This is a genomic window from Moraxella bovoculi, from assembly GCF_000988745.2.
In the GTDB taxonomy this organism is placed as follows: Bacteria; Pseudomonadota; Gammaproteobacteria; order Pseudomonadales; family Moraxellaceae; genus Moraxella; species Moraxella bovoculi.
Window position 1 is genome coordinate 1513735 of record NZ_CP011381.2, and the last position, 23779, is coordinate 1537513.

At 44.8% G+C, this 23779-nt stretch carries 28 protein-coding genes and 1 pseudogene; 12 read left to right on the forward strand and 17 right to left on the reverse strand.

From position 1 onward, the window contains the following. Positions 1 to 279: 279 nt before the first annotated feature. From rpoH to AAX10_RS06925, 4 genes are read left to right on the forward strand one after another with little or no spacing between them, the layout of a single operon-like run. Positions 280 to 1134, forward strand: a complete 855-nt coding sequence (gene rpoH, locus AAX10_RS06910) for an RNA polymerase sigma factor RpoH (RefSeq protein WP_197972003.1) — start codon at positions 280 to 282, stop codon at positions 1132 to 1134. Positions 1135 to 1158: 24 nt separating this feature from the next. Further along, entirely contained in the window at positions 1159 to 1521 is a 363-nt protein-coding gene (locus tag AAX10_RS06915) for a DUF423 domain-containing protein (protein ID WP_036366476.1), read from the forward strand. A 58-nt stretch (positions 1522 to 1579) separates the two neighbouring features. Further along, positions 1580 to 1780, forward strand: coding sequence for a sulfur carrier protein ThiS (thiS, locus tag AAX10_RS06920; protein WP_046700218.1), 201 nt, complete (start codon positions 1580 to 1582; stop codon positions 1778 to 1780). Positions 1781 to 1804: 24 nt separating this feature from the next. Next, positions 1805 to 2653 (forward strand): carbon-nitrogen hydrolase family protein, encoded by an 849-nt coding sequence (locus tag AAX10_RS06925; protein ID WP_046700219.1) that lies wholly within the window; start codon positions 1805 to 1807, stop codon positions 2651 to 2653. 62 nt (positions 2654 to 2715) lie between these two features. On the opposite strand, the gene AAX10_RS06930 is transcribed toward AAX10_RS06925, so the two are convergent. Further along, positions 2716 to 3387, reverse strand: a complete 672-nt coding sequence (locus tag AAX10_RS06930) for a heme exporter protein CcmB (RefSeq protein ID WP_046700220.1) — start codon at positions 3385 to 3387, stop codon at positions 2716 to 2718. Continuing rightward, positions 3387 to 4010, reverse strand: a complete 624-nt coding sequence (ccmA, locus tag AAX10_RS06935) for a heme ABC exporter ATP-binding protein CcmA (protein WP_046700221.1) — start codon at positions 4008 to 4010, stop codon at positions 3387 to 3389. Before ccmA ends, AAX10_RS06930 begins: the two co-directional genes overlap by 1 nt. Before the next feature lie 145 nt (positions 4011 to 4155). Between ccmA and AAX10_RS06940 the strand changes: the two genes are divergently transcribed. The 3 genes and pseudogenes from AAX10_RS06940 (at position 4156) to AAX10_RS10635 (ending at position 5676) form a co-directional block, all read left to right on the forward strand. Then, on the forward strand, positions 4156 to 4770 hold the full coding sequence (locus tag AAX10_RS06940) for a type III secretion system chaperone family protein (RefSeq protein WP_149038872.1): 615 nt from the start codon (positions 4156 to 4158) through the stop codon (positions 4768 to 4770). Between the two features lie 3 nt (positions 4771 to 4773). Beyond that, positions 4774 to 5460 (forward strand): annotated as a pseudogene (locus AAX10_RS06945) (histone deacetylase family protein); the annotation flags it as partial. A gap of 54 nt (positions 5461 to 5514) precedes the next feature. Next, positions 5515 to 5676: a hypothetical protein gene (locus tag AAX10_RS10635; RefSeq protein ID WP_418287807.1), complete on the forward strand. Its 162-nt coding sequence runs from the start codon at positions 5515 to 5517 to the stop codon at positions 5674 to 5676. Here AAX10_RS10635 and AAX10_RS06950 read toward each other — a convergent pair. The 13 genes from AAX10_RS06950 to AAX10_RS07010 all read right to left on the reverse strand — a co-directional run bounded on the left by AAX10_RS06950 (position 5669) and on the right by AAX10_RS07010 (position 16790). Further along, entirely contained in the window at positions 5669 to 6532 is an 864-nt protein-coding gene (locus AAX10_RS06950; RefSeq protein ID WP_046698480.1) for a hypothetical protein, read from the reverse strand. The two genes, AAX10_RS10635 and AAX10_RS06950, sit on opposite strands and share 8 nt — an antisense overlap. Then, on the reverse strand, positions 6529 to 7203 hold the full coding sequence (locus AAX10_RS06955; RefSeq protein ID WP_046698481.1) for an OmpA/MotB family protein: 675 nt from the start codon (positions 7201 to 7203) through the stop codon (positions 6529 to 6531). Before AAX10_RS06955 ends, AAX10_RS06950 begins: the two co-directional genes overlap by 4 nt. 3 nt (positions 7204 to 7206) lie before the next feature. After that, entirely contained in the window at positions 7207 to 8325 is a 1119-nt protein-coding gene (locus tag AAX10_RS06960) for a hypothetical protein (protein ID WP_046698482.1), read from the reverse strand. A gap of 422 nt (positions 8326 to 8747) precedes the next feature. Next, positions 8748 to 9050, reverse strand: a complete 303-nt coding sequence (locus tag AAX10_RS06965) for a DNA methyltransferase (RefSeq protein WP_226997845.1) — start codon at positions 9048 to 9050, stop codon at positions 8748 to 8750. Positions 9051 to 9190: 140 nt separating this feature from the next. Next, positions 9191 to 9364, reverse strand: coding sequence for a DpnD/PcfM family protein (locus tag AAX10_RS10640; RefSeq protein WP_080947201.1), 174 nt, complete (start codon positions 9362 to 9364; stop codon positions 9191 to 9193). Further along, positions 9349 to 10128, reverse strand: coding sequence for a DpnI domain-containing protein (locus AAX10_RS06975; protein ID WP_046700222.1), 780 nt, complete (start codon positions 10126 to 10128; stop codon positions 9349 to 9351). The genes AAX10_RS10640 and AAX10_RS06975 overlap by 16 nt, the downstream gene beginning before the upstream one ends. A gap of 161 nt (positions 10129 to 10289) precedes the next feature. After that, entirely contained in the window at positions 10290 to 10445 is a 156-nt protein-coding gene (locus tag AAX10_RS06980; RefSeq protein WP_226997755.1) for a DNA adenine methylase, read from the reverse strand. 135 nt (positions 10446 to 10580) lie between these two features. Further along, positions 10581 to 13445 (reverse strand): valine--tRNA ligase, encoded by a 2865-nt coding sequence (locus AAX10_RS06985; protein WP_046700223.1) that lies wholly within the window; start codon positions 13443 to 13445, stop codon positions 10581 to 10583. 118 nt (positions 13446 to 13563) lie between these two features. Beyond that, a complete protein-coding gene (locus AAX10_RS06990) occupies positions 13564 to 14034 on the reverse strand; it encodes a YbjQ family protein (protein WP_080947100.1) in 471 nt (156 codons plus the stop codon). A gap of 8 nt (positions 14035 to 14042) precedes the next feature. Further along, complete coding sequence (locus tag AAX10_RS06995) at positions 14043 to 14399, reverse strand: YbjQ family protein (RefSeq protein WP_046700224.1); 357 nt, start codon at positions 14397 to 14399, stop codon at positions 14043 to 14045. Between the two features lie 104 nt (positions 14400 to 14503). Then, the gene (locus AAX10_RS07000) at positions 14504 to 15025 is read right to left on the reverse strand and encodes a UPF0149 family protein (RefSeq protein ID WP_036365541.1); all 522 of its coding nucleotides are present in this window, start codon (positions 15023 to 15025) and stop codon (positions 14504 to 14506) included. Between the two features lie 94 nt (positions 15026 to 15119). Beyond that, a complete protein-coding gene (locus tag AAX10_RS07005; protein ID WP_036365538.1) occupies positions 15120 to 15338 on the reverse strand; it encodes a PA3496 family putative envelope integrity protein in 219 nt (72 codons plus the stop codon). Between the two features lie 195 nt (positions 15339 to 15533). Then, positions 15534 to 16790, reverse strand: a complete 1257-nt coding sequence (locus AAX10_RS07010) for a hypothetical protein (RefSeq protein ID WP_046700225.1) — start codon at positions 16788 to 16790, stop codon at positions 15534 to 15536. A gap of 275 nt (positions 16791 to 17065) precedes the next feature. On the opposite strand from AAX10_RS07010, the gene serB reads away from it, so the two are divergent. The 5 genes from serB (at position 17066) to hemJ (ending at position 22350) form a co-directional block, all read left to right on the forward strand. Then, a complete protein-coding gene (gene serB / locus AAX10_RS07015) occupies positions 17066 to 18169 on the forward strand; it encodes a phosphoserine phosphatase SerB (RefSeq protein ID WP_046700226.1) in 1104 nt (367 codons plus the stop codon). A gap of 112 nt (positions 18170 to 18281) precedes the next feature. After that, the gene (locus tag AAX10_RS07020) at positions 18282 to 18782 is read left to right on the forward strand and encodes a hypothetical protein (protein WP_046700227.1); all 501 of its coding nucleotides are present in this window, start codon (positions 18282 to 18284) and stop codon (positions 18780 to 18782) included. 99 nt (positions 18783 to 18881) lie between these two features. After that, positions 18882 to 19937 (forward strand): biotin synthase BioB, encoded by a 1056-nt coding sequence (gene bioB, locus AAX10_RS07025; RefSeq protein WP_046698486.1) that lies wholly within the window; start codon positions 18882 to 18884, stop codon positions 19935 to 19937. A gap of 93 nt (positions 19938 to 20030) precedes the next feature. Continuing rightward, positions 20031 to 21857 (forward strand): autotransporter domain-containing protein, encoded by a 1827-nt coding sequence (locus AAX10_RS07030; RefSeq protein WP_080947101.1) that lies wholly within the window; start codon positions 20031 to 20033, stop codon positions 21855 to 21857. A gap of 67 nt (positions 21858 to 21924) precedes the next feature. Beyond that, on the forward strand, positions 21925 to 22350 hold the full coding sequence (gene hemJ, locus AAX10_RS07035) for a protoporphyrinogen oxidase HemJ (protein ID WP_046700229.1): 426 nt from the start codon (positions 21925 to 21927) through the stop codon (positions 22348 to 22350). 241 nt (positions 22351 to 22591) lie between these two features. Here the strand turns inward: hemJ and AAX10_RS07040 are convergent, their stop codons facing one another. Continuing rightward, positions 22592 to 23053 carry a hypothetical protein gene (locus AAX10_RS07040; protein ID WP_046700230.1) on the reverse strand — a complete coding sequence of 154 codons (462 nt, stop codon included), beginning with the start codon at positions 23051 to 23053 and terminating at the stop codon, positions 22592 to 22594. After that, complete coding sequence (rph, locus tag AAX10_RS07045) at positions 23053 to 23769, reverse strand: ribonuclease PH (RefSeq protein WP_046698488.1); 717 nt, start codon at positions 23767 to 23769, stop codon at positions 23053 to 23055. Before rph ends, AAX10_RS07040 begins: the two co-directional genes overlap by 1 nt. Between the last annotated feature and the right edge of the window lie 10 nt (positions 23770 to 23779).

Sequence of the window (23779 nt, forward strand, 5' to 3'; positions counted from 1 at the left end):
AACTACAACGACGGTTATCAAGACGACTATGGCGGCTTTGGTGATGATTACCAAGACGACGCCTACGATGACTATGAAGATAGTTATGAGATGGACGAAGAGGCGCTCGGTGAAGGTTTTCATGAAGTCGATGACATGGATGACATCGGGGAATTGGATGATTATGACAGCGATTTTGAGCCTGTCGCTAAGCCCAAACCTACACGCACCATCATCGATCACGATGACAATAAAGTAACACCAGAATACGAAGTTGCAACGCGTGACCTCGTGCCTGCCATGCCCACGCATCTGGCAGCCCCTGGAGTTAATTTGGGCGCTTATATCAATACCGTGCATCAGATTCCCATCTTAACTCCTGAAGAAGAAAAACAACTCGCCGAACGTTATTATCATGATGGCGATGTTGAGGCGGCTCGCCTGCTGGTCATGAGCCATTTACGATTTGTCATCCATATCGCGCGCAGTTATTCAGGTTATGGATTGTCACAAGCCGATCTAATCCAAGAAGGCAACCTAGGTCTGATGAAAGCGGTTAAGCGCTTCGACCCAAGCAAAGGCGTGCGCTTAGTGAGCTTTGCTGTGCATTGGATTAAGGCGGAAATTCACGAATTCGTCATCAAAAACTGGCGTATCGTCAAAGTCGCAACCACCAAAGCGCACCGTAAGCTATTCTTCAACCTAAGAAGCCTTAAAAAATCAAGCAATCAGCTTACTCTAGAGGAAGCAGGAGCCATCGCACGTGATCTCAATGTCACCGTCAAGCAAGTGCTAGAAATGGAGAGCCGCTTGACGAGCTACGATGCTTCCTTTGAAATGCAGGATTCTGATGAAGACGAAGGTCGTTACGCACCGCAGCTGTTCTTAGAAGATGCCGTCGACCCTGCCGACGTGGTTGAAGAGGCGGACTGGGAAGAGAACACCACCAGTGCGCTAAAAGAAGCAATGGACGAGCTGGACGAGCGTTCACGCGACATCATCACACAGCGTTGGCTCGCCGATCAAAAATCCACCCTGCATGATCTGGCTGCAGTCTATAATATCTCTGCTGAACGTGTCCGCCAGATCGAAAAGAACGCCATGGATAAGATTCGTGATGCAATGACGCTAGACAGTTCAATGCTGAACAATTGATGACTGCTCCGGGGTAAATGATTCATGACTTGGTTGAAAATTTCCGCCTTAAATCTCGCCATCGGTGTCGGTCTTGGTGCTTTCGGTGCGCATGGATTGCAAGGCTTCGCAGGCGCTTATGAGCTTGAAATTTGGGATACGGCCACGCTTTATCTATTTATTCACGCGCTTGGATTGCTTGCCATTGGCGTGCTTAATGCGGTTAGTCAATACCGCATTACGCTGCCTGCTTATCTTATTCAAGCAGGTATTGCGATCTTCAGCGGTACGCTATATGCCATGGCTCTTGGCGCACCCAAATGGCTTGGCATGATAACGCCGATTGGCGGAACGCTCATGATCTTTGGCTGGTTGGTTTTGGTCTTTGGCACGTTTGTAAAGGCGTAAACCACCACAAAACCAAAAGTCATCAAATAATCAAAAATCCATATTACAACTTAATTATATGTTAAACATCACCCTAAATGGCGACGCCATCAGCACCGATCAGAGCAATGTGCTTGCCCTGCTAGAGAGTCTTGAACTCACTCAAGGCAGATTCGCCGTAGAAATCGATGGCAGTCTAGTACCAAAATCACGCCTCGCCGACACACCCATCACCCAAGACATGAGCATTGAAGTTGTTCAAGCCGTCGGTGGTGGCTAATTCCTGATTAAGAAAAATACCACCATGAGCATAAGAATTGCAGCCATTCAGCTAAACAGCCAAACCGACATCAATGCCAATCTTGACATCATTACGCGTGCGGTCGCAGAGACCGTCTCTTTAGCTGACGTCATCGTCTTACCAGAAAATATGTGCGTCATGGGGCGACAAGGCGAACTGGCAGCGCGATTCGATGAGGTCAGTCGCCACCTGTCGGAGCTTGCCAAATCACATGGCGTGCACATCGTGGCAGGCACACTACCATGCGCCACACGCGCAGATGGCACAGCTGTCCCACAGGGCAAATACCGACAGACCAGCCTAGTGTTCAGCCCATCAGGCGAGCAAATCGCCCGCTATGATAAGATTCACCTGTTTCGCGCGACAGTCAATGACAGCACAGGCAGCTATGATGAAGGTAAGACCTTCGAGGCTGGTGATCAACTTGTGGTGACACCACTGTATATTCATGGGCAGACCATACAGCTTGGGATGATGATCTGCTTTGATGTTCGTTTCCCTGCGATGGCTCAGCGTCTAAGACAGATGGGCGCAGACATCATCACCGTACCGGCCGCCTTTACCCATAAGACAGGCGAAGCGCATTGGCAGCTTCTGCTACAAGCGCGCGCCCTAGACAGTCAATGCATGGTGATCGGCAGCACTCAAGGCGGCACGCATCGCATTGGTGGTAACACTCGTCAGACTTGGGGTCACGCACTCATAACCAACGCACACGGCAAGGTGATCGCTGATACACAGATGAGTGACATTCAAGGCGATTATTTGGCTGTCTTTGCGACATTTGATAAAGACGAGCAAACCAAAATCCGCCAAAGCATGCCCATTTTTGACTGTCATCGACTGGCTTAGATATAAACAAAAAAACCGCTCGGAAGCTGAGCGGTTTTTTTGTTTGGCATACACATAAGTGATCAGCTCGACCAAGCCATCTTTAGAATCTGCGCCACCACCCACGGCGTAACGATCACAGCGATGATGCTCATGGCGCCCAGTAGCGCCAACGTCGGTAAGCCATTAAGCCCTGTTGCGTATAGATCCACCGCCCCTGTGGCAAAGATCAGCACAGGCAGCTGCATGGGTAGTGCAATGAGCGGCACCAGCACCGCGCCATTCTTCAAAGACAGCACCAAGCTGCTTGCGATCGCAGACAGCATGAGCATGAGCGGCGAACCCACAATGATCGACAGCATGAGCATGAGCGTCTCATCAAAAGGCATGTTAAATAACGGATTGACCAAAAGTGACAAGACCGCCACAAAGCCTGCACTAAACAGCCAATGCACCAATAATCGTGCAAAAACCCATACCGACAAGGGTGAACCCGACACCACCAGCTGCGCCAATGTGCCGTTCTCCATGTCCGCCTTAAATAAATCATCCACACCCATCACCAAGGATAACAGCGCGGCGATCCACACGGCTGACGTGGCAAGGCGCAATAACAGCGCAGACTCACTGCCCACCGCCAACGGAAACAGCGTAATGATAATCAAAAAAATCATCAAAGGGAACAGCCACTGAACCGCGCCTTGACGCTTGATGCGCCATTCACGAAGCAGCATTGAGCCAAAGGCATTATTCATCATAATGCAAACTCCGCCAGATCCAGCACGCCCGTCTTTACGCCGATGGCTTGATGACTAGTCATCAGCACCGCACCGCCTTGATCCGCAAAATCACTGATACGATTCTCAATCTGTGCCACCATCTGCACATCCAGCGCCGTCAGCGGCTCATCAAGCAGCCAAAATGGCGACTCATCAGGCGACAGTACGAACAGTCGTGACAGCCCCACACGGCGCATCTGCCCTGCTGATAGCTGCACACTAGAGATGTCGTTCAGCCCATACAGTCCCACTTGCTCCAGCGCATAATCAATCACATCGCGATGCGCATCTACGCCATACAGCGACAATAAGAACGCCAAATTCTGCGCCACCGTCAGACTGCCACTAATGCCTAGCTGATGCGACACATACACAGGATGTATGTCGCCTCGATGATAAACAACCTTGCCCGACACCATCGGCAAAAGCCCTGCAATCTGAGATAACAGCGTCGTCTTGCCCAAGCCATTTTCACCAATCAAATGGTAAATATCGCCCGCATCCAAGGTTAGATTCACCCCTTGGCACAGCACAAATTCACCGCGCTGCACATCCACATCATCCAAGGTTACGATGGGCGATTTATCAAAAGCCGTCATAGCACACATCAGTTAAAAAATATGGCTAATAATACCAAAAATCCGCCCCAAGCAAAACCGAATTTTCAATAAGTTTGGTGATTTGCTTTGCATAATCTCCCCCTTTGGGCTACAATTTAACAATAAAACCAAACACCAAATCATCATGAAAATCCTAGACAAATTAAAACAATTACTCCAAAAACCTGACACCCCAACCAAGCCAGAGCCCAGCGAAGATGCACACCGTCACGCAGTCAGTATGCGCATCATGGCGTGGCTCGATAAGCAAGGCTGGAAATACGAACATCGTACACCCGAAGAAGATGCCGAGATGCGCACGCACCACATGATTTTAAGTTTCACGGACAATCAATCAGACTGGACGTGTGTGTTCCGCGTCAATGAGAATAATCAACTGGTTGCCATCTTTGGCGTGCTGACCGAGACCGTGCCGCCAAGCCACTACGCTTCCATATTAATGAAAATCGCCCGCGCCAATCTTAACATCGCCTTTGGCAGCATTGAATTAGACCCTTTTGATGGCGAGGTGCGCGTAAAGATTTCAATCGATGCCGAATTTAGCACCCTTAGTGATAAGGCGCTCGGCTGCTACCTACAAGGCGTGGCGGGGCTGACCGAGATCGCACAGCGGCTATTCGATGACGCGATGGCGGAGGGCGAACCCAGCCCCATCATTCACGACTATCTCAATGATTATAACGACCTACCCCAAGAGTCGGACAGTGGATTTTTTACGCCCACCCACACCGCCCAATAAGCCATGCTAAAAATCGCCCATTCACCTCTATTTTGCCATAGTGTGCCAGCATCCCACCGCTTTCCTATGGCAAAATACAACCTAATTCCCCAAAAACTACTCCAAGAAGGCGTTATCACGCTCGACAATCTGTTTCACCCCCAACTACTCTCCGAGCAAGAAATCCTAACCACCCACACCGCCGACTATTGGCACAAATTAAAAACAGGCACACTAACCGACAAAGAAATCCGCAAAATCGGTCTGCCCATGTCGGCAGAGCTTGTCAAACGAGAACGCTACATCACGCACGCCACCTATGAATGCGCCTTATACGCCAAAGAATACGGCATATCGCTGTCCACATCGGGCGGAACGCATCACGGATTTGCAGGGCATGGCGAGGGCTTTTGTGTGTTTAATGACGTGTGCGTGGCAAGCAATCTACTCTTGGCACGAGGGCAAGCCAAACGCATTTTGAGCGTGGATTTGGACGTACATCAGGGTAATGGCAATGCGTCTATCATGGCGGACAATCCCCATGTTTTTGTGTTTAGTATGCACGGCAAAAAGAACTACCCCTTTATCAAACCGCCGTCCGACCTAGACATCGAGCTTGATGACGGCACGGGCGATGATGAGTATTTGGGCGTGCTGGCGGGTACATTGCCCAGATTGATTGATGAGTTTTGTCCTGATTTTGTGTTTTATTAAGCAGGGGTGGATGTGCTTGGTTGTGATAGAATTGGACGGATAAATCTGACGATGACTGGACTGATGGCACGAGAACGGTATGTGGTTGAAACGATGTTTGATCGACAAATTCCAATGGCGGTAACAATGGGTGGTGGCCACGCCCCTGATATTGGTGTGATTGTACAGGGGCATGGTGTGGTGTTTGGAGTGGTTAAGCAATTGGCTAAATAAAAATCCCCTGCTCTCTTTTAATTCTCTTAACCTGCTCAATTTTTTCACGCTCTCTTGGGTTGTTGCTCATATGACTATGCATAGGCATTTTTGAATGACAGTCAGCACACAAAGCCATCAAATTAGAATATTGACACTCATTTTTTTGTCCATTGGTATGGTGCGTTTCTAATAAACTGGTGTAATTTGCCAAATTAACACCACATTTTTCGCAAGTCCAATTTTTAAATACTCGGTAATTAAGACTAATTTCATTCCAATTTTTGGGATATTGATTAACTGACGAGTTAGTACTTGAATATCCACTACTATCCACAAGCGATTTCGGATATTTTTCAAAAAATCTTGCTATCGTGAAATCTCTTACATATTTATCTCTTTTTGCTCTATCCCAACCCATAGAAAACCCATCCCAATCCAAAATATTTAAACAATTTTGACAAACATCTAACTTTTCTTCAATTTCTCTAACGTTATTCCCACTAATGATATTTAGGTAAAAAATTCCTGTTTCGTTTTGAGTGCGAACATATCGTCTTTTTCTATTATTTTCAAACATTGTCTGCAATGTTGAACATTTTGCAATATGAAATTTTGGTAAACCATAATGTCCATAATTTGCAACATCTCTAATATATAATATGATTCTTTCATTATTGTAGGTTAAAGTATGGTCTCTTGATGGCGTAATTTCATTGATGTCATCAAAATCTTGACCTTTACCATTTAATAACTCCCTAACACCTTGACTTTGACAATCTTTATAATCTCCATAGGCGTACCTATCTATCCCCATTTTTTCTTTTAGGGAATTTAGTCTATTATCTTCAAAGAAATTGGGTAGTTTTATTATCACTTAATATTCCCCAAATCATTTAAAACTTCTTGCATATATTCATCGGCATTGGTTCTCACTTTAAATTCAACACGCTGCGATCCTTGCTGATTTTCTGTACCGTCAGCATTAAATATCAATTTAGATGAGGATAATCCATTGGCGGTCAAAATCTTTTTTGCCCAATCTTTATTGCTTGTATCGGTATTAACCAAGACATGGCGTAAAACACTTAAGGTACGAGCTTGTGATAATTGCATATTTAAAAAGTATGCGTCATTACCATCCACCCCCAGACTCCACTTGCTTGAAGTATGGCCCTCTATCCGAATTTCTCCAATTTTATCTTTGTACTTGTCTTGACTAAGTATCTTAATATATCTTGGAAAAAAGTCATTTAAAATAATAGCAAATTGTGGCTTTAAAACATCTTTTCCCGTATCAAACAAAACATCAGGGGACTTAAAGCGAATGGATAAATTTTTGCTATCGCATTCAGCGTCCCATTTTGCCAAATCTTTTGCAAATTCATTACACAAATCATGCCCCAATTCATCTTTTGAAGCGGTATAACCAGAAATTGCACTACTTACTTTTAACATATATAAGACAGCAATTAACATAAACATCATCATTAACCCTGTCATTAAATCAGCAAGTGGTATCCAATGTTGTTCAGAATTTTTTGCCATATCTTATCTGCCATTTTGTTTTGTTATTTGTGATATTCCTGCTAATGCATTAGATAACGCATTATAATCTTTAGCAAATTTTTCAGTCATCGCACTAAGCTGTCCACCAAGCGTCGTCAAGGATTGAGTTAAGGCTTCTTCTATGCCTTTATTTAAGGCATTTGTTTGCTTTTCAGTATTTTCTGTCAAATTGATGACTTTTCTATTAAATTCATCACTAGAACTTTGCATTGTTGTTGCAATATTTAGTATTTGAGAACCAATTTTTGGCAAGTCATCAGAAGCCTGAACAACCAATGTGGATAATGTAGTTAATTGTGTTTGAATGGCTTGCCTTTGAGTATTTAAATTCCCTAGTGTTTCTTCTAGATTTTTAGAAACATCTGCAAAATCTTTGGAATTTTTCACAGTATCATTAAAATTATTGGTAATGATATCAGAGTGCTCAATAACTTCATTTAGTTTGTTGGTTGATTGTTCAATATTTGCAATAATTTTATTTAATGAATTTGTACTAGTATCTATATAATCAGTATATTGTTCTTGCCAAACCAATAATTTTTCAACTGCTTGATTTAATTGTTTGAAATTTTCGCCAAACTGCTCATTGATTTTTGTATTAAAATCCTTGATAACATCTTGTAAGGCTTTAACCAATTCTTCCGATGAAGACTTGGCAATTCTACTTAATGCTTCATTTTGAGATTGTATAGACTGCTCCAATAATTCTTTACTCTCCTTTCTTAACCCTCTTAATTCATCAATTAAAATTTGATGAAATTCTTCATTATCAGAAAACTCTTCATGATTTGGAGCAAAAATATCCCTAAGCTTAAAAGTTAATGCACCACCAACACCAAAAACCGAAGCCCAAAAAGCAGTTTTCATACTTTCTAATAAAGCTGGCACGCTATTGGTAATACTTGATGCATTAAATTTCAATAAACCCACAGCAATGGCAAAAAAGGTTGCAAATATTCCCAGTGTGGTTAAAAAGATTGGGGCTTTTTCAGAGATTTCTTTACCATAATAATGACGGTGATGAAAAATTATCGTGAAAAATAAAATTACCCCGATAAAAAATTTAGTTTCGTTTGGTAGGTTTGAAAATAAATATATCATATTGAGCTATGCCATTATTAAGAAATTGACAGTATATTAATAAATATACTGTCAATGATCAAGATTGTAAACTACATATTATTAATTTGCTCTACACTTGCTATTTTCTTCAACTTCTTGATCAGTAAGATGTCTGATATCAATATGTCCGCTTTCATATCCACTTTGTTGATTGTAGCTTCGAATCCATACTCATCTAGGCTCAGTTTTATTAGTGGTAGTACATTTAAGCCTAGCCTGATTTTAACACCAAAACAGCTAACACCTGCTAATGAAAAGACTCATATAAATATGTGTGCCATAACCATCATACAGCTTAGCTCCTAAATCAAAAAAACCACATTAAAGCATACTGGTAATAATAGGTGGTTATGCCCCTGATATTGGTGTGGTGTTTGGGGTGGTGAAAAATCCAAAAGTGACTAAATTACACTAATCTGCGTGCGAACTTTTTGTTTAAATTCATATTTTGATTCAAGTGTCATTGTTTGATAACGCCTTTTAGATAGCTCCAAAAATTCCAATTCTTGTTCAGTGCCGACATATTTCCTATCAAGCAATATTGACGCAATACCTGTTGTACCAGAACCTGAGAATGGATCTAAAATCAAATCGCCTTTTTGGGTAGATGATAATATAATACGAGCTAACAGCCCAAGTGGTTTTTGGGTTGGGTGCTTACCCTGTGTCTTTTCCCAGCTACCCACCGAAGGCGGTCGCCATATATCTTTTTATTGTTTGTCGCCAGTTAGTTTTTTCATCAAATCATAGTTAAAATAATGTAATATCTTAGAATGTTTTCTTGCCCAAATTATCCATTCACTTGAATAAGTAAAATAACGGCAAGAGAAATACGAAGTAATTTTTAATCAGAAACATCATTAAATTCCACCAAAACAAAATCACCCCAATCCAGTACAATATCTTCATTTTGATAGGATTCTTGTACGATACGAATGGCTTCATCAATGTTACTTGCCTGAACCTCAATAATTTTTTGATAAAGTCTCTTGAAGTTGTATTTTATAGGTTTGCATATTTTACCTTTTTATATCGACCACGGGCAACGAATTCAATCAATCCTTTATCTCTTAAAATTTGCAACTGCTGTCTAATTTTATCTTTAATAAAGTTATTGTTTGGGTATTTTATTTTTAATATCTCTTCAAAATTATAAATATCTTTTAGGTTAAAAGTATCTTTTGAAATACTATCTATAAACATCATTATGTCCAATATCCAACCTCTTGACTCTATGTTCTTAGTGCGAATAAATAAGGTATTATTAAAATGTTCTTGCACCAAATTTTGATTAATTATTTGAGAATTTTTGACCAAGAAAATTTTACCAAAATCAACAACATTGGATATATCAATATTGCATCCAACCCAGCCTGCACGCCTTGCATTGGGCGACAAAGGCTTTCTTTTGATAATAATACTTGGAGTAAAAAATTGTTTTGGTATAATCAAAAAATCATTAACTCGGCACTGTTTATCATAGGTTAAGAAGAAAAAGTTTGGGCTGTTATTAGCGTTGATACGCTCTATCATCGTTGCATAAGCACCGTCTGTTATCACATTGGGCAAACGACCATTTTTACTTTTTAACTCAAATTCTTCGAGGCAATTTTGACAGTAAAAATCAGCAACAGGTCGATTGTTTTCAAATTCAGATAATGGCAGATTTCCGCATTTGGGACAATATGAGTTATTCAACACCCAATTTTCAGTTAAAACTCTTGCAATTTGAGCCTTACTACTGTATTCATTTGCTAAGTTTTTATCAAAATATAAATTCATCGTCTTTTACATGCCCTATACTCTCTTTATCTTTTTATAGCATCTACCCATATCCAATCTAATTGAATGTCATTTAACAAACATCACAATCCACTAAATTAAAATGACAGCCAAGTAAAAATAATAAACCCAATACTTTGTTTATCTTTTAAAGATTAGAGCTAATGTGGGTAAACATTGATTAAATCGGCATTATAATCATTGATGATAAGCTGTTTTAGATGTGGCAAATCGGACAATGCCCATAAGGACACCGCCCCACCACCAACAAAAGGCTCTACCAAACAAAAATCTTGTGAGTAAACAAAATCAGGCAAGCGTTTTTAAATTTCATTAAGCAAAGAATTCTTACCGCCCGCCCATTTTATAAAAGGTTTCATCTATTTCTTCATCACTAATTGGCATATTAGGCAAATAGATTATAAAAAATAATCTATTTGCTGTTACTAGAATTACAGGCTTTGCAACTGCTCCACCTGCTTCTGAATCTCCCCAATTTGCCCGTCCAATTCCGCCAATTTCGCCTTTTCTGCTTCTACCACTTGGGCAGGGGCTTTGGCGACAAAGCCTTCATTGGATAGCTTCTTGCTGATTGCATCCGCTTGGGCTTGGAGTTTTTCACGCACCTTATTTAGACGGTTCAGCTCAGCCGTTGGATCAATCAAACCCTTCATCGGCACCAATACTTTTAATGATCCGATCAGCGCCTGTGATGATAATGGCACTTCTTCATCACTACCAACGATGGTCAAGCTCTCAACTTTTGCCAATGCCTTAAACTGACTTTCAATGCGAAGCAGACTTGCTTTTTGATCATCTGTTACGCCTTGAAGTAGCACCGGTAGGCGCACTGCATTACCCAGCTTCATCTCACCGCGGATGTTTCGCACCGCGCCGATTAGGCTTTGTAGCCATACCATGTCGCTCTCAGCTTGATCATTGATGCGCTGGGCATTCGCCACAGGGAATGATGCCAGCATGATGCTATCGCCTGCCTTGGCAAGTCCTAGCATCGGTGCGATGATCTGCCAAATCTCCTCAGTGATGAATGGCATGATTGGATGCGCCAAACGCAGCGCCGCCTCTAGCGTAGCAAGTAGCACGCGGCGAATCTCCGCCTTGCGTTCATCCGACACAGCCTCATCATTCAGCACAGGCTTAGTAAGCTCCACATACCAATCGCAGTACTCATTCCAGATGAAGTCATAAATCGCTTGTGACGCCAAGTCTAGACGATATGTCTCAAATGCTGTCTGAACTGCTTGTTCGCATTTTTGAAGGCGGCTGACGATCCATTGCTCAGGCAGCTCCCACAGGTCAGGATTAGCACTTGGTGCGATGGTCTTACCTTCGACATTCATCAATACGAAACGGCTGGCGTTCCAAATTTTATTACAAAAATTACGATAACCTTCAATACGCTTTAGGTCAAAATTAATGTCACGACCTGTGCTCGCTAGGCTTGCAAAGGTGAAACGAAGAGCATCCGTACCGTGTGCCGCGATGCCCTCAGGGAACTCTTTACGAGTTGCTTTTTCGATTTTGGCAGCATCTTTTGGGTTCATCAGCCCTGTTGTACGCTTACTCACCAGACTTTCAAGGTCAATGCCGTCAATCAGGTCAATCGGATCTAATACGTTACCTTTAGATTTTGACATTTTTTGACCTTGGGCGTCACGCACAAGCCCATGCACATAGACAGTCTTAAATGGGACTTGTGGCGTACCGTCTGCATTCTTAACAAAATGCATGGTCAGCATGATCATGCGCGCCACCCAGAAGAAGATGATGTCAAAGCCTGTCACCAATACGCTCGTTGGGTGGAAGGTTGATAATACACGACCGTCGTCATTAGGATTACCCCAATCCAACGTGCTAAACGTCCACAGCCCTGAGCTAAACCAAGTATCCAGTACATCCTCATCTTGGCGCAAGGTGATGTCTTGTGCTAGGTTATATTTGGCGCGAACTTCAGCTTCATTATGTGCCACATAGACGTTACCCGCATCATCATACCATGCAGGAATGCGATGCCCCCACCACAGCTGGCGGCTGATGCACCAGTCTTGAATGTCGCGCATCCAAGCCATGTACATATTGGTGTACTGCTCAGGGACGAATTTGATGTCGCCATTTTGCACCGCATCTATGGCTGGTTTGGCAAGCTCATCAATTTTGACATACCATTGGTCGGTCAAAAGTGGCTCAATGACCACGCCCGAGCGGTCGCCATAGGGTCGTTTTAAGTCGTGCGGTTCTACTTTTTCTAAAAAGCCGTGCGTTTGTAAATCTTCAATGATTTTGGTGCGAGCGTCAAAGCGGTCAAGCCCTTGATAAGCAGGCGGACAATTTTCATTCATCGTGCCGTCAAGGTTCATCAGGTTAATAATCTCAATGTTTTGGCGTTCGCCCACTTCATAGTCATTAAAATCGTGAGCAGGTGTAATTTTTACGCACCCCGTACCAAATTCAGGGTCAGGATAAGGGTCAGCCAACACAGGAATGGTACGGTCGGTTAAAGGCACATGAACCATTTTACCCAAAAGGTGCGTATAGCGTGTGTCATCAGGGTGTACCGCCAAACAGCCGTCTGCCAAAATGGTCTCTGGGCGAGTGGTGGCAATGTGCATATACTTGCCGTCAAGGCTTGCTCCATTGGCGTCCGTTTGCCCGTTCACAAAAGGATAGCGAACGTGATACATAAAGCCTTTTTCATCGCGATTTTCTACTTCCAAATCACTGATGGCAGTTTTTAATTTACAGTCCCAATTGACAAGGCGTTTTTTACGATAAATCAATCCTTCATCATACAGCTTAACAAACACATCCTGCACCGCACGAGACAGACCCTCATCCATCGTGAATCGTTCGCGAGACCAGTCCACTGATGAGCCTAGGCGGCGGATTTGGCGCGTGATGTTGCCACCCGATTCTTCTTTCCATTCCCAGACTTTTTCTAGGAATTTCTCACGACCTAGATCGTGGCGAGTCACCCCCTCCAAGTCAAGCTTGCGCTCAACAACCATCTGAGTTGCGATACCAGCATGGTCGGTACCAGGCTGCCAGAGGGTGTTATAGCCTTTCATGCGATGATAACGAGTCAGCGCATCCATGATGGTGTTGTTAAAGCCATGTCCCATATGGAGCGAGCCCGTGACATTCGGCGGCGGGATGGCGATAGAGAAGGATTCTGACTTATCAAAAGTCGGCTTAAAAAAACCCGCCTCCTCCCAAGTCTGATAACGCCCAGCCTCAATCTCAGCAGGGTTATAAGCTGCGGATAAATCCGCCAATGTCTTTTGGTTATGCTCGCTCATATAATACTCTTAAATCTACAAATAATAAAAACTAAAACTGCTAATTTTACCCTAAAACGGGCGTTTATTGGGGAAATTTTTGATGAATATTTCACGAATGACGATCTATTTTGTATGGTTATCGCTTGAACGCCGTACCATAGGCGATAACCTCTATGGCATCGCCTGATGGGTCATTAGCGCCAATATTACTGATCTCCAAACGCACACCCATCACCGCATCATAGCCTGCCATGTGCGCACGCGCCTTCATGCGCACGATCGCTTCACGTCGCCCACGCTCTAATAGCGTCTCATAAGTCGTTAGGTTCTTACCAAAAATACTCAAAAGCTGCGCAATCACCATCTTAAATCGGTCTTGGGCAACCACAACATTGCCCACCACCAGCTGACTGCCCTGCTGACTATTCACCCGATAAAACCGCTCACTAGAGACGATGATGTCGCGATAAGCCTGCTCATCTTTATCCAATCTGGCTAAGTGCTTTCGCTCATTTAGCCCACCAAAAGCCCAGCCCACAAAGAATAACAACACCGCCAACACGATGGCGAAGTTATTCATCAATATCGCAATGATGTCATTATCCATGACGGTTCCTATGCACCATCGGTTACACTTGGCGTGAATGGCGCATGGCTTATGGCGACCTTAACCGCGGTGCCATAGACGAACAGTTCGGATGCGCCTACTGCGATGCTCGACGTGGAGAATCTAACACCCACCACGGCATCAGCGCCGAGTGCACTTGCTCTTTTAATCATGCGATCGATCGCCTCTTCACGGGCTTCTTCTAGCAGCTCTGTATAGGCAACCAGCTCACCGCCGACGATATTTTTTAGGCCTGATAAGAAATCCTTACCAATATGCTTTGAGCGTACGGTGCTGCCATACACGACGTCTAGACGCTCGGTGATGGTGTGATTTGGCAGATATTCCAGGTTTGATAATTGCATAATTACCCTTATGATTGTCCTTGATCTTAATGGATTTTTACCCAAATAAAAAATGGGTCAATGCGACCCATTTTACTGATAAATGGACATAAATACAATCAAAATCAATCATCTGTATGGAACAACAAGAACATCTCTGTGATGTTGTCTTCTAGTGAATTGGCCATCTGCGCCAACGTCTCTTCATCGCGCATCTCATCCATCTCAGGATCGATGCCTGACAGTAGCACCATCGGCAGAGTGAGCATCGCCACATCTTCTTCGGTATTCTCATCATCGAACCAATCAACATTCTCATCTGAATACATGGCATCGACAAAGCCAATCGCCCAAGCCGCCAGATCACCCTCTTCACTAAAGTCTTCCGCCTCTTCGCTGGCATCGAATGGCAACTCGATTGGCTCTTCGGCTTTTAGGGTGTCGTACAGTTCTTGTTGCCATGCTTGTAGTGCGTCTTTTACTTCGCTTGACACTTGAGCGTCCGCACCTTCAAAAAATGCCGAGATCCAATTTGGTAGCGGCTTACCTACCACCGTCGCAGTCAAAAATCCGTGCGCTGCGATCGGATCAAGACCAAGTTGGTTGGCGTCTGATGCCAAATAATCAAACAATTCTTGCTTGTTCATAGTACTCTCTTATGGATTGGGAATTTGTTATAAATAAGGCTCATACCGACACACCGATACAAGCCCATTATTACCATCAATTCTGACAAGATAATTACAAATCGTCAAAATCATCATCGTCATCTAAATCAAACTCAGCAAAGTCATCTTCTTGTTCAAGTGCCAACTGAAGCTTCTTTAGACGCTGCTGCTCTAATAGGGCATCAATCTTTAAACGCTTTTCCAAAGGCTTGGCTTTCGTCTCGTCCACCAGCTGCGCATCGGCATCTTCTTCAAAGCTGTCATCATCAAAATCATCATCAATGTCGCTCATCATGACTCCTTATGTGCGTTTTTGGTTCATCGGGCGATCGGCTAAGCTTGGATGAAAATACTTTACCGACTACTCAATGCCTTATATCTTTTATTTTAAAAATTGTCAAGAATTTTTGCACATTTTTATGAAAAAAATATGACAAATCTTGAAACAAATCCCGCACCTCAGTCACGTTAAGCGACATACAGACGACTAATCTTCAAGCAATACTTTATCACGCACGCTGCGTAGGCGTTCAGCAGTCGCTCTTGTGACGCTTGCCAGAGCACGGCTTTCACGCTCTTGAATGGACATCGGGTTTTCTAGGCGAACAAGTTCGGCGCAGATTTTGATCTCATCTTGAGCTTTATCGTCAATTAGAATAAGCGGCGCTTCACGGCGTTTCTTGGCTAGATCCACCACCGAATCAGCACGGTGTGCGTCACTGACCGTGGTACGAATCTGCCAAGTGAATCGCTTAATCTCACGGTGCTTGTCATACACCACTTGGTTAAGCATGAGCATAAGCTTAGATAAGAACACAGCAGCGGTCGCAGTCTTAGCAGGTGATTCACCTCGGAGGGCAACTTTGGCGCCTTTGTCATCGTAGTACTTAATCACAGAAGCATCGACGCCCGTCAATAATGGCAACTCCAATAAATGTACAATCGCCTTATCAAGCAGCTGATCACACAGCGCAAAATACGCTGCCTTATTATCATGGCTTACGGTCGCAAGCAGCTGATTAGGGTCCTCAAACAGCATCTGTACGATGTAATCTCGGTCGTGCAAGCTTGCCTCAGCGCTTTGAGTAGCAGCTTGGGTGGATTGATCAGGTTTTTGTTCGGTTTTGGCTTTTTCTAGGAATGACTTGATGGGGTTTTGGCTCGAAGCAGGCTCGCTATCTTCATTGTGCTGTGGTGCTTGATATAAGATGCCTTTATCCAATAGATCCATACGAACTTTTTTGGCGATGGCTTCTTTTAGCTCTTGGGTTGGACGCGCTAAATAGCCATAAAGCAGCCACAGCATCGCATGCAATCCTAGAGCGCCAAGCAAGAACAGCCAATGCTTCGAGATGATCTCAGCGCGACTGACATCAGCCGCCTTCACCACGACGCTGCCCAGTGCATCACTGCCAGAGACCACAGATTCACGCAGCACAACTCCGCTGTCATTGTCCGAGCCGACAGGTACGAGCAGCTGATCTTTGGCGTCGTAGATTCCCACGAACGACACTTGAGATTCTTTGACGTATTTATCAGCGACTACGCTCATGCTGATGCGGTCATTCGTCGCAAGTGGCACTTTTAGCTCTTGGGCAAGCAAGACCACCGACTTTTGGGCAACAGCGCGCTGCTCTTCCTTAATCTTGCGCTCTTCGCTCACCACAAAAAACAGCGTATGAAAGCACAAACTTATCAAAATAATCGCGGCAAATAGTCCTTGCCGTGGCGCTAAAAAAGTCATAAGATCAAAAGCCTAGACCAAAAACTTGGAACAAAAAGAGAAAATTGATTAAAATGATTATTTTAACACGGTTATTGATAAATTCATGCGTTTTTGTGTTGTTTTTCACGATTTTTTCTATAAAAAATAACGTATTGGCGAGATTTTTGGTGCTTTTTTGGGTGTGTTTTATAAAATTTAATAATTAGGCTTGTATTTTTTGACAGATTTGGGCATGATAGCAGTGATTTTGTGGTATTTTATCTTGAACCATTTATTAAACACTTGGATTTCTCATGAGCATGACTTACGCCCTACCAAAAAGCAGCCAAGCATGGCAAAACGCCCTATCTTCTGTCGCACACGTCTTGCCAGAAGGCATGAGCATTGATAGCACCACATTGGATTCTCTGCCTGTCTTTGCCATCGTAATCATCGCCAAAAATCCACACGACAATGTCGATGAGCTCATGAAAGCATGGACGGACACACAGGCCAATTGGCAAGCGATCGATGTCCATGATGACGAAACCGCCAAACAAAACGCACACATCATCGAAGCTGCTGCGCCGCTTGCTGATGTATCCATTCATCGATACTTACTGGCGCCCACCAAGCGCACCGAGATGAGCGACACCAAACGCGAAGCGGCAGCGCACATCATCGACGAGCAGATCAGCGCGCATTTTCACAGTAAGCTTGGCAATGAAGCGGATGTTCATATTTTATCAATTGGGCAAATGCTGCATAAGCACCGCTTGGCATGCTTTGACATGGATTCGACACTGATCGAACAAGAGGTCATCGTTGAGCTTGCTAGATATTGCGACATTGAGGATAAAGTTCTAGACATCACCGAACAAGCGATGCGCGGCGAGATTGACTTTGCGACCAGCTTTGCGCGCCGCGTTGCTCTGTTAGAAGGTCTGGACGCCTCTGTCATCGATGAGATTATCGCCAATCACATCACTTTCTCATCGGGTGCACATGCCACCATCCGCGCCCTAAAAGCCATCGGCTATCACACAGTGTTAATCTCAGGCGGATTTGTACCATTCGCCAAATATGTTGCCGAGACGCTTGGCATGGATGAGTATCATGCCAATGCCTTGTCCATCTTAGATGGTCAGCTGACAGGTCAAGTCGATGACAACATTATCGATGGCGATAAGAAAGCTGCAATCGTCGCCAAGACCGCTAAGAAGCTAGGTCTGGGCATGCATCAAGTCGTCTGTGTTGGCGATGGTGCCAACGACCTGCCGATGATGGCGATCAGTGACGTGGGCGTCGCCTACCACGCCAAGCCTATCGTCCGAACCAAGACTGATGCCGCTGTGAACATTACGGGGCTTGAAGGCGTGCTGTACGCGCTGGGACATCGATTTGATGGACGCGGATAATTCACGCTGCCTATCACAGTAAGAATACATCAACACTGATACAAAAGCCCTACTTGATTTTTTAGGGTTTTTGTTAAACTAAGATAAATTTAGCCAGAATAGATTGGATTTTATGTTTACATTGCCTATTTTAGACGTTAAGGCGGATACGCTAGACGCCCTACTTGCCGCACTTGGCTTTCGCCTGTCGTCATTGATTAAGAATAACACCAACGAAGCGCTGACCGCGCTTGTCAAAGACAAAGACGTGTGCATTCAGTTCATCAGCCCGACCGCGGAACGTTATTATGAATTTCGTCAAGGCGGTTTTGCGCACACGCTTGGTAAGACGCAAGACCCCGATCTAACCATTGAATTTCAAGACTCCACCGCAGGTGTCAAGCTACTGACCAAAGGTGACATCGCCGCCTTCATGACCGCCATTCAAGATGGTGAAGTTAAGATCACAGGCGATTATAAACTTGTACTGTGGTTTGCAGGTGTTGCTAAGCATGCTGTCAAAATCCCTGAAGAGTATAAAGGCTATATCGATCAAGCTAAGCCATACATCGCGCAGGTCAAGCCTTATGCTGAGCAAGCCATTAGCGCCATTAAGTCCAAGCTGGGCAAATAATGAGCAATGGCTAAGGCTTGATATTGGTGTAGAATTTGTTAAAATAAGGAACATTTGTTTACTGATAAGCTTGCTTATCTGTTTTTTGATAGGAACATCATGATAAATATACACAGCCCGACCTACAAGAGCAAGGAAGAAATCGCCCGCTTGTTTGATTTGCCTTTGATGGATTTGCTGATGCAGGCACAAAACGTCCATCGCCAGCATTTCAATGCCAACGAAGTTCAAATCAGCACCCTATTATCCATTAAGACCGGCAACTGCCCTGAAGACTGTGGCTACTGCTCACAGTCGGGGCATCATCGCGACAAGACAGGTCTAGAAGCTGAAAAACGCCTCGAAATCCAAAAAGTCATCAACGCCGCCAAACGCGCCAGAGCATCAGGCTCATCTCGTTTCTGTATGGGCGCAGCATGGAAACATCCCAGCGCAAAAGACATGCCATATCTGGTTGAATTAATCAGCGAAGTTAAAAACCTAGGGCTTGAGACATGTATGACACTAGGCATGCTAAAGCCCGAACAAGCCAAGATTTTGGCAGATGCAGGACTGGATTATTATAATCACAACTTAGACACTTCGCGTAATTACTACAGTAAAGTCACCTCCACGCGCTCTTATGATGATCGGCTAGAGACGCTAGAGCACGTCAGAAATGCAGGCATCAATGTATGTAGCGGCTCGATCGTCGGCATGGGCGAGAGCCGTGAAGATCGCATTGACTGGGTGCATGAACTCACCCAAATGCCTATCCCACCACAATCCATTCCTGTTAACCTACTGGTACCCATTGAAGGCACGCCCCTTGGTGACAAGGTTCTGGCTGAAGGCAAATTATCCGTGATTGAATGGATTCGCACGATTGCAGTGACACGCATCTGCTGCCCGACCAGTTATGTGCGTCTGTCAGCAGGTCGTGAGAGCCTGACAGATGGTGAGCAAGCATTGGCATTCATGGCGGGCGCTAACTCGTTCTTTTATGGGGATAAGCTACTCACTACAGGCAACCAATCTCAAGCCAATGACGATCGCTTGATGGCAGAGCTTGGACTACACCCTGAAAAAGCCGCACCACGATTGAAAGTCATCGACGCCATGACAGGCAAAAGTGAATTAGACGACCTACCGCAAGACTGCCCATTATCAGCATAATTCTATTTGTTGATAATTAATAAAGCACCTGCACTGGATGAATCAAATTAGACTTTGCAGGTATTTTTAAAGGATTAACACAAGGAATCAATCATGCCAAAACATGCTTTAATCAAGCGCTCTGCCATTGCCGCTGCATTAGCATTTTCGTTATACGCACCAACCTCATACGCCAACTACAGTCAGTTGGTTATTTTTGGGGACAGCTTATCGGATACGGGAAATCTTGCCAGCCAAATTAACACCAATCCTATACTCTCATCTTTTACAGGAACGCCAGGCAGCTCATTTACCACCAATCCCGATACAACTTGGGCTGGCACCTTGGCAAAATCCTACGGACTAACTGCCGACCCAAATGATAACAAAACTTTAGCGGGCACGAATTATGCCGTAGGCGGAGCTAAAGCTGACAAGGATGAAACCACGGCATTTAATATGATTGCCATTCCCTCGGTTCGCCAGCAGATGGATAATTACTTTGCTAATAATCAAAAGGCTGATCCTAGTGCACTTTATGCGGTTTGGATCGGCGCTAATGACCTACTGGCAGCAAGCTCAAAACCCACCACAGAAGCATTGGCAGAAATTCAAGCCACATCCTTAAGCCAAGCTAATTCTATTAATCGCTTGCATGAAGCAGGCGCAACACAAATTCTAGTACCGAATCTGCCTGACGTCGGCATCACACCTCGAGCTGTCGCGGATCCTAGTATCGCACAGCCAGCCACACTTGCTGCGACCGTTTATAATAGCACTCTTTTTTCACAGCTCAATACCCTAGAAGCTAATGTTATCCCTGCCAACACCTTTGCCCTTCTACAAGAAGCGGTTACTAACAAGGAGAAATTCGGCTTTACCAACGTGAGCGGCGTCGCATGCCAAAATTTAAATAACTTAATTTCATCATTAGGGTGCCTTGAAGGCAATTGGCAAATCACAGAGCCTACTGCCAACGAAACCTATGCCTTTGCCGATGACATTCACCCATCAGGACGCACGCATCGCATTTTGGCCCAGTACTATCAGAACATTATTGATGCACCGGCACAGATTGCCTCCCTACCTGCCCAGCTGATCCGTACAGGCAGCGCCAAGGATCGACAGCTTAATCGCCGTATGGATACTTTGGACTCTCATACACATTCACTATGGGCAGATGTGTCAGGCAGTCAAGATGCTGATCCCATCGTAACGCTCGGCTTCGACAATGCTGGCCAGCATAGAAATACAGGCTTTTATCTCAGCCATCAGGAGCAAGATGACCATCTGGGCAGCACCATGAGCGCAACCACAAAAGCCGTCGGCGCAGGGCTGTATCATCGTCAGAAATTTGGCAATGTGCAACTTAAAGCCAACGTTGGCATTGATCGCCTTAGCATTGATACCAATCGTCATATCGTCTGGGATGGCGCGCCCCGAGCTCATACGAGCGAGACGAACGGCAGACGTACTCATGCAGGATTACAACTTGGTTATCAGCTGGGCAATTCGGTTACTTATCGCCCCTATATCGGTGTGAATGCCCAAAAATTGCGTGTCGGTGACATCATCGAGAACAACCCAAATCTATCGACCGCGATGCGCTTTAACAAACAAACCCAAAAGTCCCTACAAGGCGAGCTGGGTCTTGATCTGCAATATTCACTAAATGACAAAGCCGATCTGTATGGCGGTGTGAGTGTCAGCCGAGAGTTTAACGATGACGAGCGCATCGTTACCGCATCTCTACCCTCTATTCGAGAATATACTCGCGGATTTAACACCATCATTAAGGGCGAAAAAGATACCTATGCTCACGCTCATCTGGGCGCCAAGTATAAGTTTGGCAATGCCAATCTAAACGCAAGCATCGCCGCAGATCGCATTGATGGCGATACGGATGTTGGCGGTCTGATTGGCATGCAGATGAAGTTTTAATTTTCAATCAGGCGATAAAAATAAAAAAGTGGTATAATGCCACTTTTTTATTGGGTGGGATAGCGCCATGTTCGAATACATAAAAGCATTTCACATCATTGCGATGGTTTGCTGGTTTGCGGGGATTTTTTATTTGCCTCGACTGTTCGTCTATCATGCCATGAGCGATGACAAGATCAGCCAAGAACGCTTCACCATCATGGAGCGCAAACTATATCGCGGCATCATGAATCCATCCATGATGGCGACATGGATCCTTGGGCTGTCTATGGTCATCATGAATTGGCAAATCTATAAGACCCAAGGCTGGCTACATACCAAGATTACACTCGTCATCCTGCTCACCATCTACCACCTGATATGCGGTCGCTTTCGTCTTCGTCTCGCTGATAACCCCAAACTAAAAACCCACGTCTATTGGCGATGGTTTAACGAGATTCCTGTATTTATCCTGATTGCGGTGGTGATTTTGGTGGTGGTAAAGCCTTTTTAATATTCTAGATGCGAATATAAAAAGCATGTTATCACTGACCGCTTGTCGCCAGCGAAGATCTTGGCATCCAAGATCACAGTTAGTAAAGCCTGCGCTCACTCTAGAATTACCCTAGAAAAGCACAAACCTAAACGCGGTGTCGGGGTCGTTTCATAACAACACCGACACCGCGTTTATGTATAAACAAGCGATCAGATTAGAGATTTTACAATACTCTATGGTGATAACATCTCTTTTTAATTTATTCACCACCTTCATTCAGGGTAATGTTGGCATTGCGCCTAGCCACTTTCTGACCCATTAACACCGCCTTAGCGATGGCGATCTCGCGCTCATCTTCAAACCCCAAGAATCTATGGGTCATTCCCCTGTCAGATACCACAAGGCTGTCGCCATTGACATCAATTCGAACATCATCGCTTAACAACATTCCCATGCCGTTGATGGTCAGATGGCGATTTTTGGCAATAAGAACACCTCTGGCGTATCGCTTTTGGGTTTTGGTGGCGTGTTTTCTTTGATTAAAAAAATACATCAAAACCGCCCAAATCGCCACCGAACCGATGGCATAAGGCACAGGCATGGTAAAACAAATGACCGCCACGATGAGCGCAAAGACAAGCATGCCACTCGCCCACAAGAATAACGGATCGCTGTCCTTGCCCGTCAATGTAATCGATACACCGTCATCTAGAACTTGCATCACCAGCCCAGCGCCTTTTGTTGAGCGTCGATCAGTGAGCGGATGCCTGAATCAGCAAGTGCCAACATCGCATCCGCCTCATCACGAGTGAACGGCTTATCCTCTGCCGTTCCTTGGATCTCAATAAATCCGCCCGCCTGTGTCATGACCACATTCAAATCCGTATCGCAGGTAGAATCCTCTGAATAATCAAGGTCTAGATAAGCCTTGCCATCCTTGATGCCAACCGATACTGCCGCCACAAGCCCAAGCAATGGATCTTGGGTTAGTTTCTTATTGCGCTGCAAGCTCTCTAGCGCATCGATAAGCGCGATTGCTGCGCCTGTGATGCTGGCTGTGCGCGTGCCGCCATCAGCCTGAATCACATCGCAATCAATGTAAATGGTGTTCTCACCAAGCTTTTTTAGATCCAGCATCGCGCGCAGAGAACGCCCGATAAGACGCTGAATCTCTTGGGTTCGTCCTGATTGCTTGCCACGAGCGGCTTCACGCTGCGTGCGCGTGCCGGTGGCGCGTGGCAGCATGCCGTATTCAGCCGTGAGCCAGCCCTGACCCTGACCTTTTAGCCAGCGCGGCACGCCTGCCTCAACACTTGCCGTGCACAGTACCTTGGTATCACCAAAGCTTACCAAAACCGAACCTTCAGCATGCTTGGTATAATTACGGACGAACGACACTGGACGAAGTTCGTTTAATTGACGGCCATCATTACGCATATAAATTCCT

What these genes read in the sequence shown, in the direction of transcription:
- rpoH (WP_197972003.1), top strand. Translation starts at nt 280, where the DNA reads ATGCCCACGCATCTGGCAGCCCCTGGAGTTAATTTGGGCGCTTATATC.
- AAX10_RS06915 (WP_036366476.1), top strand. Translation starts at nt 1,159, where the DNA reads ATGACTTGGTTGAAAATTTCCGCCTTAAATCTCGCCATCGGTGTCGGT.
- thiS (WP_046700218.1), top strand. Translation starts at nt 1,580, where the DNA reads ATGTTAAACATCACCCTAAATGGCGACGCCATCAGCACCGATCAGAGC.
- AAX10_RS06925 (WP_046700219.1), top strand. Translation starts at nt 1,805, where the DNA reads ATGAGCATAAGAATTGCAGCCATTCAGCTAAACAGCCAAACCGACATC.
- AAX10_RS06930 (WP_046700220.1), bottom strand. Translation starts at nt 3,387, where the DNA reads ATGAATAATGCCTTTGGCTCAATGCTGCTTCGTGAATGGCGCATCAAG.
- ccmA (WP_046700221.1), bottom strand. Translation starts at nt 4,010, where the DNA reads ATGACGGCTTTTGATAAATCGCCCATCGTAACCTTGGATGATGTGGAT.
- AAX10_RS06940 (WP_149038872.1), top strand. Translation starts at nt 4,156, where the DNA reads ATGAAAATCCTAGACAAATTAAAACAATTACTCCAAAAACCTGACACC.
- AAX10_RS10635 (WP_418287807.1), top strand. Translation starts at nt 5,515, where the DNA reads ATGACTGGACTGATGGCACGAGAACGGTATGTGGTTGAAACGATGTTT.
- AAX10_RS06955 (WP_046698481.1), bottom strand. Translation starts at nt 7,203, where the DNA reads ATGGCAAAAAATTCTGAACAACATTGGATACCACTTGCTGATTTAATG.
- AAX10_RS06960 (WP_046698482.1), bottom strand. Translation starts at nt 8,325, where the DNA reads ATGATATATTTATTTTCAAACCTACCAAACGAAACTAAATTTTTTATC.
- AAX10_RS06975 (WP_046700222.1), bottom strand. Translation starts at nt 10,128, where the DNA reads ATGAATTTATATTTTGATAAAAACTTAGCAAATGAATACAGTAGTAAG.
- AAX10_RS06985 (WP_046700223.1), bottom strand. Translation starts at nt 13,445, where the DNA reads ATGAGCGAGCATAACCAAAAGACATTGGCGGATTTATCCGCAGCTTAT.
- AAX10_RS06990 (WP_080947100.1), bottom strand. Translation starts at nt 14,034, where the DNA reads ATGGATAATGACATCATTGCGATATTGATGAATAACTTCGCCATCGTG.
- AAX10_RS06995 (WP_046700224.1), bottom strand. Translation starts at nt 14,399, where the DNA reads ATGCAATTATCAAACCTGGAATATCTGCCAAATCACACCATCACCGAG.
- AAX10_RS07000 (WP_036365541.1), bottom strand. Translation starts at nt 15,025, where the DNA reads ATGAACAAGCAAGAATTGTTTGATTATTTGGCATCAGACGCCAACCAA.
- AAX10_RS07005 (WP_036365538.1), bottom strand. Translation starts at nt 15,338, where the DNA reads ATGAGCGACATTGATGATGATTTTGATGATGACAGCTTTGAAGAAGAT.
- AAX10_RS07010 (WP_046700225.1), bottom strand. Translation starts at nt 16,790, where the DNA reads ATGACTTTTTTAGCGCCACGGCAAGGACTATTTGCCGCGATTATTTTG.
- serB (WP_046700226.1), top strand. Translation starts at nt 17,066, where the DNA reads ATGAGCATGACTTACGCCCTACCAAAAAGCAGCCAAGCATGGCAAAAC.
- AAX10_RS07020 (WP_046700227.1), top strand. Translation starts at nt 18,282, where the DNA reads ATGTTTACATTGCCTATTTTAGACGTTAAGGCGGATACGCTAGACGCC.
- bioB (WP_046698486.1), top strand. Translation starts at nt 18,882, where the DNA reads ATGATAAATATACACAGCCCGACCTACAAGAGCAAGGAAGAAATCGCC.
- AAX10_RS07030 (WP_080947101.1), top strand. Translation starts at nt 20,031, where the DNA reads ATGCCAAAACATGCTTTAATCAAGCGCTCTGCCATTGCCGCTGCATTA.
- hemJ (WP_046700229.1), top strand. Translation starts at nt 21,925, where the DNA reads ATGTTCGAATACATAAAAGCATTTCACATCATTGCGATGGTTTGCTGG.
- AAX10_RS07040 (WP_046700230.1), bottom strand. Translation starts at nt 23,053, where the DNA reads ATGCAAGTTCTAGATGACGGTGTATCGATTACATTGACGGGCAAGGAC.
- rph (WP_046698488.1), bottom strand. Translation starts at nt 23,769, where the DNA reads ATGCGTAATGATGGCCGTCAATTAAACGAACTTCGTCCAGTGTCGTTC.